Genomic DNA, 14,585 nt, shown 5'->3' with positions numbered 1-14,585 from the left:
GCCCGGCGTATGACCATCTACTTACTTCCAGCAGACAAAACCCGCAAACCGGGCGATCTTAACGACCCCTCGCAGGATGAAGGCGAGCTGGCCGAACGCGACCTGAATCCCCCCTGCGTGCTGGTCTTCAACGCCAGCGACCCCAGCGGTGCGGGCGGGCTGGGCGCCGATGCCCTGGCCATGGCGTCGGTGGGCGCACACGTCCTGCCCGTCGTCACAGGCGCCTACGCCAGGGACACGGCCGAGATTTTCGACCACTTTCCCTTCGACGAGGAAGCCATCGCCGAGCAGGCGCGCGCCATCCTGGAGGACGTGGAAGTCCAGTTGATCAAGGTGGGCTTTGCCGGCACCCCCGAGGCCCTGAGCACCATCGCCGAGACCGCCGCCGACTATCCCGAAGTGCCCGTGGTGGCCTACATGCCCAACCTGTCATGGTGGGACGAGAACCTGATCGAGCCCTATCTGGACGCTTTTCGGGAGCTGGTTTTGCCCCAGACAACGGTGTTGGTTGGAAACCACAGTACTCTGTGGCGCTGGCTGCTTCCGGACTGGAACGGCGAGCGTCCGCCCGGCGCGCGCGACATTGCCAAGGCCGCCGGCGAGTTCGGCGTGCCCTACACGCTGGTCACCGGCATGGTGCTGCCCGAGCAGTTCATCGACAACGTGCTGGCCTCGCCGCAGTCGGTGCTGGCCAGCGAGAAGTACGAACGGCTCGAAGCCGTCTTCGCCGGCGCCGGCGACACCCTGTCGGCCGCGCTGGCCGCCCTGCTGGCGAGCGGCACCGACCTCGTGGCCGCGACCACCGAGGCGCTGGCCTACATGGACCGCTGCCTCGACGCGGGCTTCCGCCCCGGCATGGGCCACGTGCTGCCCGACCGCCTGTTCTGGGCCGAGCCCGAGGACGACGAAGACGATGAAGACCCGGACGCCGCACCCGACTTCGCCCTCCCCCCACACGACACCCGACACTGATGACTGACCGCAACGACATTCTTTTCGAGCGCGCCCGCGCCGTGATCCCCGGGGGCGTCAACTCGCCCGTGCGCGCCTTCAAGGCCGTGGGCGGCACGCCCCGCTTCATCCAGCGCGCGCAGGGCGCCTACTTCTGGGACGCCAACGACAAGCGCTACATCGACTACATCGGCTCCTGGGGTCCGATGATCCTGGGCCACGGCCACCCTGCCGTGGTCGAAGCGGTGCAGAAGGCCGTGCTCGAAGGCTTCTCGTACGGCGCGCCGACCGAGCGCGAAATCGAACTGGCCGAGGCCATCCTCGCGCTGGTGCCGTCGATGGAGATGGTGCGGCTCGTGAGTTCCGGCACCGAAGCCGCCATGAGTGCATTGCGCCTGGCGCGCGGCGCCACCGGTCGCAAGAGCATCGTCAAGTTCGAGGGCTGCTACCACGGCCACGCCGACGCACTGCTGGTAAAGGCTGGCTCCGGCCTCGCCACCTTCGGCAACCCGACTTCGGCCGGCGTGCCGCCCGAGGTGGTGCAGCACACCATCGTGCTCGAGTACAACAACCTGCAGCAGCTCGAAGAAGCCTTCGCCCTGCATGGCAGCGACATCGCCTGCCTGATGATCGAAGCCATTGCCGGCAACATGAACTTCGTGCGCGCCACGCCCGAGTTCGCCAAGCGCTGCCGCGAGCTCTGCACGCAGCACGGCGCCCTGCTGATCTTCGATGAAGTGATGACCGGCTTTCGCGTGGGTCTGCACGGCGCACAGGGCGTGCTGGGCATCAAGCCCGACCTCACGGTGCTCGGCAAGGTCATCGGCGGCGGCATGCCGCTGGCGGCCTTCGGTGGCCCGCGCGCGATCATGGAGCAGCTCGCGCCGCTGGGCCCGGTCTACCAGGCCGGCACGCTGTCGGGCAATCCGGTGGCCACGGCTTGCGGTCTTGCCACGCTGAAGGAAATTGCAAAGCCCGGCTTCTACGAAGCGCTCGGCAAGAAAACGCGCACGCTGGTCGATGGCCTGAAGGCCGCCGCCGCGGCCGAAGGCAAGCCCTTCAATGCCGACAGCGAAGGCGGCATGTTCGGCTTCTTCCTGATGAAAGACCTGCCGCAAAACTATGCCACCGTGATGACAACCGACAACGCGAAATTCAATGCGTTGTTTCATGGTTTGCTGGATCGCGGCGTGTATATTGCCCCCGCGCTTTACGAAGCAGGCTTCGTGAGCGCAGCCCACAGCGACGACGACATCGCCGCCGCCATCGAAGCTGCAAGACAAATCTTCAGGACGCCCTAGCCCATGAACTCCCTGCGCACGTTGCCGGTCCTGAGCATCGCTCTTCTCGTTCCCGGCCTGGCGTCAGCGCAGGAGTCCTTCGATCCGAAGAACATCTGGATCAACCCGGGCTTCTATTCGGCGCACTTCGACAGCGGCAAGGGCCTCGAAAACGTCAACCAGGGGCTGGGCTTCGAGTACCCGCTGAACGACACCTTCCGGGTCACCGCGGGCACCTTCCGCAACAGCGATCGCCGGCAGTCGAACTACGTGGGCCTGTACGCGCTGCCCTTCGAGTTCTACGGCGTGAAGTTCGGCGCCGTGGTCGGCGGCTTCGACGGCTACCCGAACTACCGCAACGGCAACTGGTTCCCCGCCATCCTTCCGGTGGCTGCCATCGAAGGCAAGAACTGGGGCCTCAACATTGCCTACGTGCCGACCATCAAGAACCGGCTGTACGGCGCGATCACCTTCCAGCTGAAGTACCGGTTCGGCAACCACGAGTAAGTCTCGCGGCCGCCGAACCCTGTGTTCCGCCGATCAGTGGCGGAAGTGGCGTACGCCCGACAACACCATCACCACGCCGCGCTCATCGGCGGCATCGATCACTTCCTGGTCGCGCATCGAGCCGCCCGGCTGAATAACGCAACTCGCGCCCGCATCGACCACCACGTCGAGGCCGTCGCGGAACGGGAAGAATGCGTCGCTGGCCACTGCGGTGTCTTTCAGCGACAGGCCGGCGTGCTCGGCCTTGATGCTGGCGATGCGCGCCGAATCGAGGCGGCTCATCTGGCCCGCGCCCACGCCCATGGTCATGCCGTTGGCGCAGAACACGATCGCGTTGCTCTTCACATACTTCGCGACCTTCCACGCGAACAGCAGGTCTTGCAGCTGCTGCGGCGTGGGTTGCTTCTTGCTGACCACCTTGAGGTCGCTGGCCGCGAGTTCATGGTTATCGGCGGTCTGGATCAGCAGGCCCGAGCCGACGCGCTTGACATCCATCGCATTGCGGCCGTTGTCCCGGTCGCTGGTGCCGCCCTTGGGCAGTGCAATTTCGAGCACGCGCACATTGAGCTTGGCCTTGGTGGCCTGGAACACTTCGAGCGCCTCGGGTGTGTAGCCCGGCGCCATCAGCACTTCGACGAACTGCTTGGCAATCTCTTGCGCGGTGGCGCCGTCGACCGGGCGGTTGAAGGCGATGATGCCGCCGAAGGCCGAGGTCGGATCGGTCTTGAAGGCCTTGCCGTAAGCCTCGGCCGCGTCCTTGCCGATGGCCACGCCGCAGGGGTTGGCGTGCTTGACGATCACGCAGGCCGGCACATCGAAGCTCTTCACGCATTCCCACGCCGCATCGGCATCGGCGATGTTGTTGTAGCTCAGCTCCTTGCCCTGCAGCTGCTTCGCCGACACGAGCGAACCGGGCGCCGGATGCAGGTCGCGGTAGAACGCGGCCTGCTGGTGCGGGTTCTCGCCGTAGCGCAGGTCCTGCACTTTCACGAAGCGGCCGTTGCTCTGCGCGGGGAAGAGCGAGCGCTTGGGCGCAGGCTGGCCGATGCTGGCGTCGAAGTCGATGGCCGAGAGGTAGTCGCTGATCGCGCCGTCGTAGTCGGCGATGCGGTTGAACGCGGCCACCGAGAACGCGAACTTGGTCTTGTCGCTGAGCTTGCCATCGGCCTTCAGCTCGGCGAGCGCCACGGCGTACTGCGATGCGTCGGTGAGCACGCCCACGTCCTTCCAGTTCTTGGCCGCGCTGCGCACCATGGCCGGGCCGCCGATGTCGATGTTCTCGATCGCGTCTTCGAGCGTGCAGCCGGGCTTGGCCACGGTGGCTTCGAACGGATAGAGATTGACGATCAGCAAGTCGATGGTGTCGATGCCGTGTTCCTTGATGGCCGCCACGTGCGCGGGCAGGTCGCGGCGCGCGAGCAGGCCGCCGTGAATCTTCGGGTGCAGCGTCTTCACGCGGCCATCGAGCATCTCCGGAAAGCCGGTGTGGTCGGCAACTTCGGTGACGGGCAGGCCGGCATCGGCCAGCAGCTTGGCGGTGCCGCCGGTGGACAGCAGCTTGATGCCCAACGCATGCAGCGCCTGGGCGAATTCGAGAATGCCGGTCTTGTCGGAAACGGAGATGAGTGCGGTCTGGGCCATTGGATATGCCGTGGAGTTATTTCAAAAGTTTGTGTTCAACGAGCTTCTTGCGAAGCGTGTTGCGATTCAGGCCCAACCATTGCGCGGCCTTGGATTGATTGCCTTCTGCGCGCGTCATCACGACGTCGAGCAGGGGTTTCTCGACCACACGCACGAGCATTTCGTACATGCCGTCGGGTTCGGTGCCACGCAGATCGCGAAAGTAGCTGTCCAGACTGGTGCGCACGCAGTCCTCGATATGTTTCTTGCTCATTGCTTCTTCTCTTTTTCTCAATCGACGGCGCAAGCCGCCTCCTCTTCACCTGGCGACGCCTCTTCGTCCGCCAGATGCTGCACGGGCATGCGGTCCATGCGGTCCGCCAACCCGTCGAAATAGTCGCCGACCGCGCGCAGCTGCTCGGCACAGTCCTCTATGGTGTTCATGCGTGCGCGGAACGCTTCGCCATCGGGCAGCGTGCGCACGTACCAGCCGATGTGCTTGCGCGCCGTGCGCACACCGCTGTAATCGCCGTAGAGCGCATAGTGCTCCACGAGGTGGTCGAGCAGCAAGCGGCGAACTTCCGCAACCAGCGGTGGCGCGCGGTGCGTGCCGGTTTCCAGGAAGTGCGCGATCTCGCGAAAGATCCACGGGCGGCCCTGCGCTGCGCGGCCGATCATCACCGCGTCGGCGCCGGTGGCCGCAAGCACGTCGCGTGCCTTCTCGGGTGAACGGATGTCGCCGTTGGCCACCACCGGCACGCGCACCGCGGCCTTCACGGCGGCGATGGTGTCGTACTCGGCAAAGCCCTTGTAGCCCTGCTCGCGCGTGCGGCCGTGCACCGTGAGCATCTGCACGCCGGCCGATTCGAAATCGCGCGCGAGCTTCACCGCGTTGCGGTGCTCCTGGCTCCAGCCGGTGCGCATCTTGAGCGTGACCGGCACGCCGAAGGGCTGCGCGGCATCGACTACCGCCTGCACGATTTCAAGCGCCAGCGGCTCGTCGCGCATCAGCGCAGAACCCGCCCACTTGTTGCAGACCTTCTTGGCCGGGCAGCCCATGTTGATGTCGATGATCTGCGCACCACGCTCGATGTTGTAGACCGTGGCCTCGGCCATCATGGCCGCATCGGTGCCTGCGATCTGCACCGCAATGGGGCCCGGTTCGCCATCATGGTTCGCACGGCGCGATGTCTTGAGCGTGCCCCAGAGTTCCTTGCGCGACGTGACCATCTCGCTGACCGCGTAGCCGGCGCCGAGTTCGCGGCACAGCATGCGGAAGGGCCGGTCCGTCACGCCGGCCATGGGCGCGACGAACAGGCGGTTTTCCAGCGTGTGGGTGCCGATCTGCAAGGTCATTGGAAAGAGGAGCGTGCGCGTTCGGCTGCTGAAAAATGAGGCACGATTGTAGCCACGCTGCATTTCAGCGACTGAAACGATTTGCGCCCTGGGTACCCGTACAAACACCGGTGCATTCCGGGGCTTTCTCACGTGGGGTTGCGAAGCACGCGCTGCCTATACTGCGCCGACCTTATGCAAGCCTGGCTCGACTCCCTCATGGCGCTGCTGGCGCTGCCGCAGTACGGTCTCTCGACCTTGTTCGTGGCGGCGTTCGTCTCCGCGACGCTACTGCCGGTGGGCTCCGAGCCCTTTCTTTTCGGGCTGCTCAAGCTCAACCCCGAGATGTTCTGGCCAGCCATCGCGGTGGCGACCATAGGCAACACGCTGGGTGGCGCAGTCGACTGGTGGATGGGCTACGGCGCGCACAAGGTGGCCGACAAATACTCGCACTCGAAACATCATGTGCGCGTTCTGGGCTGGCTGGAGCGGCTCGGCCCGAAGGCCTGCCTGCTGAGCTGGCTGCCGCTGGTGGGCGACCCGCTGTGCGCGGTCGCGGGTTGGCTCAAGCTGCCGTTCTGGCCATGCGTTGCCTACATGGCCGTGGGCAAGTTTCTGCGCTACATCACCATGACGGTGGCGCTGCTGCAGATCTTCTGATCAGTTCAACAAGGCGTAGGGGCCGCCGCGTTCGAGCGCGCGCTTGTACGCGGGACGCGCGTGGATGCGCTCCAGGTACGCCATCAGCTTCGGCCGCTTCGCATCGAGCCCGCCGCGCGCCTGCGCGGCTTCGACCACGAAGCTCATCTGGATGTCCGCGCCCGTGAACTCATCGCCGGCGAACCATTCGCTCTTGCCGAGTTCGGCTTCCATGTAGCTCAGGTGGCTCGCGATGTTCGGGTTGATGAACGCCGACTTCGCCTTGGCCGAAATGGCCTTGGCGATCGGCTTCGCGAAGAAGGGCATCTTGCTCGTCTCGATGCGATCGAACACCAGTTTGAGCAGCAACGGCGACATCGCCGTGCCTTCGGCGAAGTGCAGCCAGTAGCGGAAGCGCAGCGCATCCGGCGAACCCGCCGCAGGCGCGAGGCGGCCGTGGCCGTGGCGCTCGATGAGCGTCTCGATGATCGCGCCTGACTCCGCCAGCGTGAGCCCGTCATCCGTCGTTACCACCGGTGACTTGCCCAGCGGATGAATGGCCCGCAGCGAAGCGGGCGCCAGACTGGTTTGCGGATCGCGCTGGTAGTGGACGATCTCGTACGGCAGTTCGAGTTCTTCGAGCAGCCAGAGCACACGCTGCGAGCGCGAGTTGTTGAGGTGGTGAACGGTGAGCATGAAGGCGGGCCTTGTGGAGGAGAAATCGGGCGCGCGGAGTCTACCCAACAACAGCCTCGAAACCCACGAAGCTCTTTTCGTGAGACACCGAGGAACCGGCTCCGCCGGGCCTCAGGTGTCGCCCCCGGCAGGGGGAAGGCGAAGCGACACGAAGTGCGCGCAGCCTGGGGGCGAGCCTTTTTACGAACTGAACAGGAAGTTCATCACGTCGCCATCCTTCACGACGTATTCCTTGCCTTCCGAACGCATCTTCCCCGCGTCCTTCGCGCCCTGCTCGCCCTTGAAGGCGATGTAGTCCTCGAACGCGATGGTCTGGGCGCGGATGTAGCCCTTCTCGAAGTCGCCGTGGATCACGCCGGCAGCCTGCGGGCCGGTGTCGCCGATGTGGATGGTCCAGGCGCGCACTTCCTTCACGCCGGCGGTGAAGTAGGTCTGCAGGCCCAGCAGCTTGAAGGCCGCGCGAATCAGGCGGTTCAGGCCGGGCTCTTCCTGGCCGATCTCGGCAAGGAACATCTTCTTGTCTTCGTCGTCCATCTCGGCCAGGTCGGCTTCGATCTTGGCGCAGATGGCGACCACGGGCGCGCCCTGCTTGGCGGCGTATTCGCGCAGGCGATCGAGATACGGGTTGTTCTCGAAGCCGTCTTCCGCCACGTTGCCCACGAACATCGCGGGCTTGGCGGTGATGAGCGTGAAGCTCTTGACCAGCGGCACCTCCTCCTTGGTGAAGTCGAGCGCGCGCACTGGCGTGTTCTCGTTCAGCGCGGCCTGGCAGCGCTCGAGCAGGCCGACCAGCTTCTGCGCTTCCTTGTCGCCCGAGCGGGCGACCTTGGTGTGACGGTGCAGCGCCTTCTCGACCGTGGCGAGGTCGGCCAGGCAGAGTTCAGTCTGGATCACTTCGATGTCGGAGATCGGGTCGACCTTGCCGGCCACGTGGATCACGTTCTCGTCGTCGAAGCAGCGCACCACGTTGACGGTGGCGTCGGTCTCGCGGATGTGCGCCAGAAACTTGTTGCCCAGGCCTTCACCGGTGCTGGCACCGGCCACCAGGCCGGCGATGTCGACGAACTCAACGATGGCGGGCACCACGCGCTCGGGCTTGACGATCTCGCTCAGTTGCGCGAGCCGAGGATCGGGCACTTCCACCACGCCCACGTTGGGCTCGATGGTGCAGAACGGATAGTTTTCCGCCGCGATGCCGGCCTTGGTCAACGCATTGAAAAGGGTGGATTTACCGACGTTGGGCAGGCCGACGATGCCGCATTGCAAACTCATGGGAGGTCCTCTTGGGTAACCCGCGATTTTAGGCGAGCATGGTTGCAGGCCCGTCCGGCAGGTCTTCGAGCCCGCATTTGCTTGCTCAAAACCTCAGGGTTAGCACCGACTGGCAAACGTTTGCGCAAACGTTTCCCTCAGCTAACATCGGAGCCCCCGGCAAAGACCGGCGCACCGTTCTGATCAACCACCTCAGGAGACATTCACCATGAAGTTCACCCGCCGTACCCTGCAAAGCGCTGCCGCACTCACGCTCCTGGGCGCCATGGCCGGAACGCCCGCCTTCGCCCAGGACAAGCCCAAGGTCGCGCTGGTCATGAAGTCGCTGGCCAACGAGTTCTTCCGCACCATGGAAGACGGCGCCAAGGCGCACCAGAAGGCCAATGCCGCCCAATACACGCTGGTGGCCAACGGCATCAAGGACGAGACCGACACCGCCGCCCAGATCAAGATGGTTGAGCAGATGGTGGCGCAGAAGATCAACGCGCTGGTCATCGCGCCGGCCGATTCGAAGGCGCTGGTGCCGGTCATCAAGGCGGCCATCGACAAGGGCATCCTGGTGGTCAACATCGACAACCAGCTCGACGGCGCCGCGCTCAAGGAAAAGGGCATCCTGGTGCCCTTCGTCGGTCCCGACAACCGCGCCGGCGCCAAGCTGGTGGGCGACGCGCTCGCCAAGGAGCTGAAGGCAGGCGACAAGGTCGGCATCATCGAAGGCGTGTCGACCACCTTCAATGCGCAGCAGCGCACGCTGGGTTATCAAGACGCCATGAAGGCCGCCGGCGTGACGGTGGTGGGCGTGCAGTCCGGCCAGTGGGAAATCGACAAGGGCAACACGGTGGCCGCCGGCATGATGCGCGAGCACCCCGACCTGAAGGCCCTGCTCGCCGGCAACGACAGCATGGCGCTGGGCGCCGTGGCTGCGGTCAAGGCCGCTGGCAAGACCGGCAAGGTGCTGGTGGTGGGCTACGACAACATCGGCGCCATCAAGCCGATGCTGAAGGACGGCCGCGTGCTCGCCACGGCCGACCAGTTCGCAGCCAAGCAGGCCGTGTTCGGCATCGAGACCGCGCTGAAGGCCATCGCCGACAAGAAGAAGCAGTCGGAGATGCCCGCCGAAGTGAAGACCGACGTGGTGCTGGTCACCAAAGACTCGAAGTAAGTAAGCAACCAGAAAGAGCAGACGTTGACAGCATCCGCCGCCATGAATCTCACAACGGCCATGCCCGTGCTCTCGCTGAGCGCCATGGGCAAGGACTATGCGGCGCCGGTGCTTGACGACGTCTCGCTCGTGCTCAATGCCGGTGAAGTGCTGGCCCTCACGGGCGAGAACGGCGCCGGCAAGAGCACGCTGTCGAAAATCATCTGCGGCCTGGTGCAGCCCACGCGCGGCCAGATGCTGCTCGACGGCCAGCCCTTTGCGCCCGGCTCGCGCCGCGACGCCGAGCGGCTGGGCGTGCGCATGGTCATGCAGGAGCTCGGCCTCGTCACCACGCTGTCGGTGGCCGAGAACCTGCTGCTCGACCGGCTGCCCAACAAGACCGGCTGGATCCGCCGCAGCAAGCTGCACGAGCTGGCCGCGCGCCAGCTCGCCAAGATCGGCATGGAGAACATCGACCCGGCCACGCCTGTGGCGCGGCTGGGCATCGGCCAGCAGCAGATGGTGGAGATCGCGCGCAACCTGCAGGACGACACGCGCGTGCTGGTGCTCGACGAGCCCACCGCCATGCTCACCCCGCGCGAAACCTCGCACCTGTTCGAGCAGATCGAGCTGCTGCAGGCGCGTGGCGTAGCCATCGTTTACGTGTCGCACCGCCTCGAAGAACTGCAACGCATCGCCGACCGCGTAGCGGTGCTGCGCGACGGCCGGCTAGTGGACGTGCGCGCCATGGCCGGCGTGCGCGAATCCGAACTGGTGCAGCGCATGGTCGGCCGCGCGGTGCACGAGCATGAAGGCCGCGACCGCCGCGTGGCCGGCCCCGTGCTGCTGAGCGCGCGCGGCATCGGCCGGGCGCAGGTCGTGCGCGACGTCGACATCGACCTGCGTGCGGGCGAAGTCATGGGCCTGGCCGGCCTGGTCGGCTCCGGCCGGACCGAACTGGTGCGGCTGCTGTTCGGCGCCGACCGCGCCGACCGAGGCGAGATCACCCTCTATGAAAACGGCCAGCCCACGAAGCACGCGCGCAAGGGCTGGCGCTCGCCGATGCAGGCCATCCGCGCGGGCATTGGCCTCGTCACGGAAGACCGCAAGTCGCAAGGCCTGCTGCTGACGCAATCGATCCGCGTCAACGCCACGCTGAGCGACCTGGGCGCTATCTCGCACGCCGGCTGGCTGCAGCGCGCCAAGGAGCGCAGCATTGCGCAGAAGCTGGTGGAGTTGCTGCGCATCCGCTCGCGCAGCATCGAACAACCGGTGGCCACGCTCAGCGGCGGCAACCAGCAGAAGGTGGTGTTCGCGCGCTGGCTGCATCGCGAATGCAAGGTGCTGCTGCTCGACGAACCCACGCGCGGCGTGGACGTGGGCGCGCGCGCCGACCTGTACGCCGAACTCGACCGCATGACCGACGCCGGCAAGGCGCTGCTGATGGTGTCGAGCGACCTGCGCGAACTGATGGCCATGTGCGACCGCATCGGCGTGATGAGCGCCGGCCGGCTGGTCGCGGTGTTCGAGCGCGGCGAGTGGACCGAACAATCGCTGCTGGCCGCAGCATTCAGCGACGCGACAGGACGCGCCGCCAGCCCGCCGACGGTATCCCCCGTTTCCGATTCGACCCCGGTCACCGCCGACACACAATGAACGCCGAAGCCGCCACCAAACAAAACCCACCGTCCTCGCCCTCCGCACTCAAGGGCCAGCTCGGCACCTACCTGGGCCTGACGGTCGTGCTCGTGGGCATGATCGCGCTCTTCGGCTCGCTGAGCGAGTACTTCCTGACGCGCGAGACCTTCGTCTCCATCGCGAACGAGATTCCCGCGCTGGCCGTGATGGCGGTCGGCATGACCTTCGTGCTGATCATCGCGGGCATCGATCTTTCAGTCGGCTCGGTGCTGGCGCTGAGCGCGGCCGTCACGGCGGCGGCCATCCTCGAATGGAAGCTCTCGGTGCCAGTGGCCGCGGTGCTCGGCCTCGTCACCGGGCTCATCTGCGGCACGGTCACGGGCGCGGTGTCGGTCGCATGGCGGCTGCCGAGCTTCATCGTCTCGCTGGGCATGCTCGAAGCGGTGCGCGGCGGCGCCTACCTCGTGACCGACTCGCGCACGCAGTACGTGGGCGACGCCATCTCGGGCCTGGCCGCGCCGTGGATCGGCGGCATCTCGGCCGCTTTCGTGCTGGCGGTGGTGCTGGTGGTCGTCGGGCAGATGGTGCTCACGCGCACGGTGTTCGGCCGCCACGTGGTGGGCATCGGCACCAATGAAGAAGCGATGCGCCTGGCGGGCGTCGACCCGCGCCCCATTCGCATCATCGTGTTCGCCGTTACCGGGCTGCTGGCCGGGCTCGCGGGGCTGATGCAATCGGCGCGCCTCGAAGCGGCCGACCCGAATGCCGGCGTCGGCATCGAGCTGCAGGTGATCGCGGCGGTGGTCATCGGCGGCACCAGCCTCATGGGCGGGCGCGGCTCGGTGATCAACACCTTCTTCGGTGTGCTGATCATCGCGGTGCTCGAAGCCGGCCTTGCGCAGGTTGGCGCGAGCGAGCCGAGCAAACGCATCATCACCGGCGCCGTGATCGTGGTCGCGGTGATCATCGACACGCTGCGCCAGCGCCGCGCCGACCGCCGCCTGGCCTGACGACGACAGCATCCCGCCCCACCAGGAACAGGAAAAGCAATGGCCACCATCAAGGACGTCGCACTCAAGGCGGATGTGTCCGTCACCACCGTGTCGCACGTGGTCAACGACACCCGCCACGTGAGCGCCAAGGTGCGCGAGCGCGTGGAGCTCGCCATTCGCGAGCTGGGCTACGTGCCCAACGCGATGGCGCGCAGCCTGAAGAGCAACACCACATCGACGCTGGGCATGCTGATTCCCAACAGCTCGAACCCCTATTTCGCCGAGATCGTGCGCATCGTGGAAGACCGCTGCTTCGGCGCAGGCTACACGCTGGTGCTGTGCAACACCGACGACGAGCCCCACCGACAGAGCGTCTACCTGCAGGTGCTGGCCGAACGCCGCATCGACGGGCTGATCGTGGTGTCGACCGGCGCGGGCGACGACGACTCCCTCATGAAGCAGCTGCGCGGCCTGCGCATGCCGACCGTGCTGGTCGACCGCGAGATCGCCGACCCGGCCTGCGACCTGGTGGAAACCGCGCACATGCAGGGCGGCCTGCTCGCGGTGCGGCACCTGCTGTCGCTGGGCCACAAGCGCATCGCATGCATCGGCGGGCCGGTGGGCGTGATGCCGAGCGAGCAGCGCATCGAGGGCTGGCGCATGGCGCTGGCCGAGACCGGCGCAACGCCCGACATCGCGAATGCCGAAGCTCTGCTGTGGCGCGGCGGCTTCACGAGCCAGGGCGGCTACGAGGCGATGCATGCCATTCTGCGCACCGAGCGCAAGCCCTCGGCCGTGTTCGTCTGCAACGACCTGATGGCCATCGGCGCGCTGCGTGCCGCGCATGAAAGCGGCGTGCGGGTGCCCGACGAACTCTCGATCGTCGGCTTCGACGACATCGAACTCTCAGCCTACACAAGCCCCCCGCTCACCACCGTGGCGCAGCCCAAGGAGCGCATCGGCGCGCTGGCGGTCGACATGCTGCTCGAGCGCGTCGGCGGCAAGCGTCGCGATGCACGCAAGGTGGTGCTGCAGCCCGAGCTGCGCGTGCGCGCCTCGACCGCGCGGCACGCGAGCTTCCGCGAGCCCACCGCACCTGTCGCAAGCGAAACGCCTTCAACGGAAACCCGAAAGTCCCGCACCCCGTGAGCCTGAAGCCTTCTTCTTCCACCAGTTCCTCCCAGGCACCGCGCATCGTGGTGCTCGGCAGCCTCAACATGGACCTGGTGTTGCGCGTGCCGCACGCGCCGGCCGCGGGCGAAACCCTGCTGGGCCATTCGATCGCCAACATTCCCGGCGGCAAGGGCGCCAACCAGGCCGTGAGCTGTGCGCGCGAGGGCGGCCAGGTACAAATGATCGGCTGCGTTGGCGACGACGCGCACGGCCAATCGCTGCGTCAGGCATTGGAGCGCGATGGCATCGACACCGCCGCGCTGCGCACCGTGGCGGGCGAGCCGACCGGCACGGCGCTGATCCTCGTGGAGGACAGCGGCCAGAACCGCATCGTGATGATTCCCGGCGCCAACGCCCGGGTCGAGATCGACGAAGCCGCGCTGAAGCAGCAGGTGCAGGGCGCGGCCTTCCTCGTGACGCAGTTCGAGACGCCGATGGACCAGGTCGCGCGCGCCATCGCGGTGGCGCATGGCGCGGGCTGCAAGGTGCTGCTCAACCCGTCGCCGGTGCAGGCGATAGCTGAACCGCTGTGGCCGCAGATCGACACGCTGGTCGTCAACGAGATCGAGGCGCAAACGCTGTGCGGCCAGTCCGCCGACAGCCCACAGGAAGCGGCCCAGGCCGGCCAGGCCCTGCGCGCCAAGGGCATTGCGCGCGTGGTCGTCACGCTCGGCGCGCGCGGCGCCGTGGCAGTCGACGCCGACGGCGCGCGCCACCATCCCGCGCCGAAGGTGCAGGCAGTCGACACCACGGCCGCTGGCGACACCTTCCTGGGTGCGCTCGCAGTCGCGCTGGGCGAAGGCCAGTCCTTCGATGAAGCCGTGCGCCTGGGCATCCGCGCTGCCGCGCTGTGCATCCAGCAGCCCGGCGCCCAACCCTCCATTCCGCAGCGCGACGCCGTGCTGCGCAGCCCCCTGCCTCCCGACTGGATCACGCTGTGAAACGCTCTCCCCTGCTGCACGCCGAACTGTCCCATGTGATCGCCTCGCTGGGCCATGGCGACATGCTCGTGCTCGGCGACGCCGGCCTGCCGATTCCCGACGGCCCGCGCCGCATCGACCTCGCAGTGGCGCGCGGCGTGCCGCAGCTCACCGACGTGCTGCAGGCCGTGCTGTCGGAAATGCAGGTGGAAGGCATCGTGGTGGCCGACGAAGCGCTGGATGGCGATGCGAAGAAGCTGCCGGGCTGGTATCCGCAGTCGCTGGGCATCGCGCCGCAGACTGTGTCGCATGAAGAGTTCAAGCGCCGCAGCGCAAAGGCTCGTGCCATCGTGCGCACGGGCGAATGCACGCCCTACGCCAACATCATCCTGATCGCCGGCGTGAAGTTCTGAAGCGCCGA

15 protein-coding genes are annotated in these 14,585 nt (G+C 66.5%); 10 read left to right on the top strand and 5 right to left on the bottom strand.

All coding sequences use genetic code 11. The features are described from left to right. The first annotated feature begins 9 nt into the window (after nucleotides 1-9). The 3 genes from thiD to ACSFBF_RS08985 are packed head-to-tail and all read left to right on the top strand — an operon-like array spanning nucleotide 10 to nucleotide 2,738. Nucleotides 10-972 carry a bifunctional hydroxymethylpyrimidine kinase/phosphomethylpyrimidine kinase gene (thiD, locus tag ACSFBF_RS08995; protein WP_435466122.1) on the top strand — a complete coding sequence of 321 codons (963 nt, stop codon included), beginning with the start codon at nucleotides 10-12 and terminating at the stop codon, nucleotides 970-972. Next, entirely contained in the window at nucleotides 972-2,252 is a 1,281-nt protein-coding gene (gene hemL, locus ACSFBF_RS08990; RefSeq protein WP_435466120.1) for a glutamate-1-semialdehyde 2,1-aminomutase, read from the top strand. The genes thiD and hemL overlap by 1 nt, the downstream gene beginning before the upstream one ends. Before the next feature lie 3 nt (nucleotides 2,253-2,255). After that, nucleotides 2,256-2,738 (top strand): hypothetical protein, encoded by a 483-nt coding sequence (locus ACSFBF_RS08985; protein ID WP_435466118.1) that lies wholly within the window; start codon nucleotides 2,256-2,258, stop codon nucleotides 2,736-2,738. Nucleotides 2,739-2,771: 33 nt separating this feature from the next. Here ACSFBF_RS08985 and purH read toward each other — a convergent pair whose 3' ends face one another. Genes purH through dusB form a run of 3 tightly spaced genes read right to left on the bottom strand, consistent with a single transcriptional unit; the run spans nucleotide 2,772 to nucleotide 5,714 of the window. Beyond that, nucleotides 2,772-4,379: a bifunctional phosphoribosylaminoimidazolecarboxamide formyltransferase/IMP cyclohydrolase gene (purH, locus tag ACSFBF_RS08980; protein ID WP_435466116.1), complete on the bottom strand. Its 1,608-nt coding sequence runs from the start codon at nucleotides 4,377-4,379 to the stop codon at nucleotides 2,772-2,774. A gap of 16 nt (nucleotides 4,380-4,395) precedes the next feature. Continuing rightward, nucleotides 4,396-4,632 carry a Fis family transcriptional regulator gene (locus ACSFBF_RS08975; protein WP_007838304.1) on the bottom strand — a complete coding sequence of 79 codons (237 nt, stop codon included), beginning with the start codon at nucleotides 4,630-4,632 and terminating at the stop codon, nucleotides 4,396-4,398. 17 nt (nucleotides 4,633-4,649) lie between these two features. Then, a complete protein-coding gene (dusB, locus tag ACSFBF_RS08970) occupies nucleotides 4,650-5,714 on the bottom strand; it encodes a tRNA dihydrouridine synthase DusB (RefSeq protein WP_093056637.1) in 1,065 nt (354 codons plus the stop codon). Nucleotides 5,715-5,888: 174 nt separating this feature from the next. On the opposite strand from dusB, the gene ACSFBF_RS08965 reads away from it, so the two are divergent. Next, complete coding sequence (locus ACSFBF_RS08965) at nucleotides 5,889-6,353, top strand: YqaA family protein (protein WP_435466113.1); 465 nt, start codon at nucleotides 5,889-5,891, stop codon at nucleotides 6,351-6,353. Here the strand turns inward: ACSFBF_RS08965 and ACSFBF_RS08960 are convergent, their stop codons facing one another. Both ACSFBF_RS08960 and ychF read right to left on the bottom strand, forming a co-directional pair. Then, on the bottom strand, nucleotides 6,354-7,028 hold the full coding sequence (locus ACSFBF_RS08960; protein ID WP_435466111.1) for a glutathione S-transferase: 675 nt from the start codon (nucleotides 7,026-7,028) through the stop codon (nucleotides 6,354-6,356). Between the two features lie 180 nt (nucleotides 7,029-7,208). After that, a complete protein-coding gene (ychF, locus tag ACSFBF_RS08955; RefSeq protein ID WP_435466109.1) occupies nucleotides 7,209-8,300 on the bottom strand; it encodes a redox-regulated ATPase YchF in 1,092 nt (363 codons plus the stop codon). A gap of 208 nt (nucleotides 8,301-8,508) precedes the next feature. On the opposite strand from ychF, the gene ACSFBF_RS08950 reads away from it, so the two are divergent. Genes ACSFBF_RS08950 through rbsD form a run of 6 tightly spaced genes read left to right on the top strand, consistent with a single transcriptional unit; the run spans nucleotide 8,509 to nucleotide 14,577 of the window. Continuing rightward, nucleotides 8,509-9,462 carry a sugar ABC transporter substrate-binding protein gene (locus ACSFBF_RS08950; protein ID WP_435466107.1) on the top strand — a complete coding sequence of 318 codons (954 nt, stop codon included), beginning with the start codon at nucleotides 8,509-8,511 and terminating at the stop codon, nucleotides 9,460-9,462. Nucleotides 9,463-9,504: 42 nt separating this feature from the next. After that, the gene (locus ACSFBF_RS08945) at nucleotides 9,505-11,097 is read left to right on the top strand and encodes a sugar ABC transporter ATP-binding protein (RefSeq protein ID WP_435466105.1); all 1,593 of its coding nucleotides are present in this window, start codon (nucleotides 9,505-9,507) and stop codon (nucleotides 11,095-11,097) included. Beyond that, nucleotides 11,094-12,089, top strand: coding sequence for an ABC transporter permease (locus ACSFBF_RS08940; RefSeq protein WP_435466103.1), 996 nt, complete (start codon nucleotides 11,094-11,096; stop codon nucleotides 12,087-12,089). The genes ACSFBF_RS08945 and ACSFBF_RS08940 overlap by 4 nt, the downstream gene beginning before the upstream one ends. 39 nt (nucleotides 12,090-12,128) lie before the next feature. After that, nucleotides 12,129-13,220: a LacI family DNA-binding transcriptional regulator gene (locus ACSFBF_RS08935; protein WP_435466101.1), complete on the top strand. Its 1,092-nt coding sequence runs from the start codon at nucleotides 12,129-12,131 to the stop codon at nucleotides 13,218-13,220. After that, on the top strand, nucleotides 13,217-14,185 hold the full coding sequence (rbsK, locus tag ACSFBF_RS08930) for a ribokinase (RefSeq protein WP_435466099.1): 969 nt from the start codon (nucleotides 13,217-13,219) through the stop codon (nucleotides 14,183-14,185). The genes ACSFBF_RS08935 and rbsK overlap by 4 nt, the downstream gene beginning before the upstream one ends. Then, nucleotides 14,182-14,577: a D-ribose pyranase gene (gene rbsD, locus ACSFBF_RS08925; protein WP_435466097.1), complete on the top strand. Its 396-nt coding sequence runs from the start codon at nucleotides 14,182-14,184 to the stop codon at nucleotides 14,575-14,577. The genes rbsK and rbsD overlap by 4 nt, the downstream gene beginning before the upstream one ends. Nucleotides 14,578-14,585 lie beyond the last annotated feature (8 nt).

It is taken from the genome of Variovorax nivicola, from assembly GCF_051216475.1.
GTDB lineage: Bacteria > Pseudomonadota > Gammaproteobacteria > Burkholderiales > Burkholderiaceae_C > Variovorax.
Note: the sequence above shows the minus strand (reverse complement) of the source record. Positions and strands in the feature narration are given on the sequence as shown.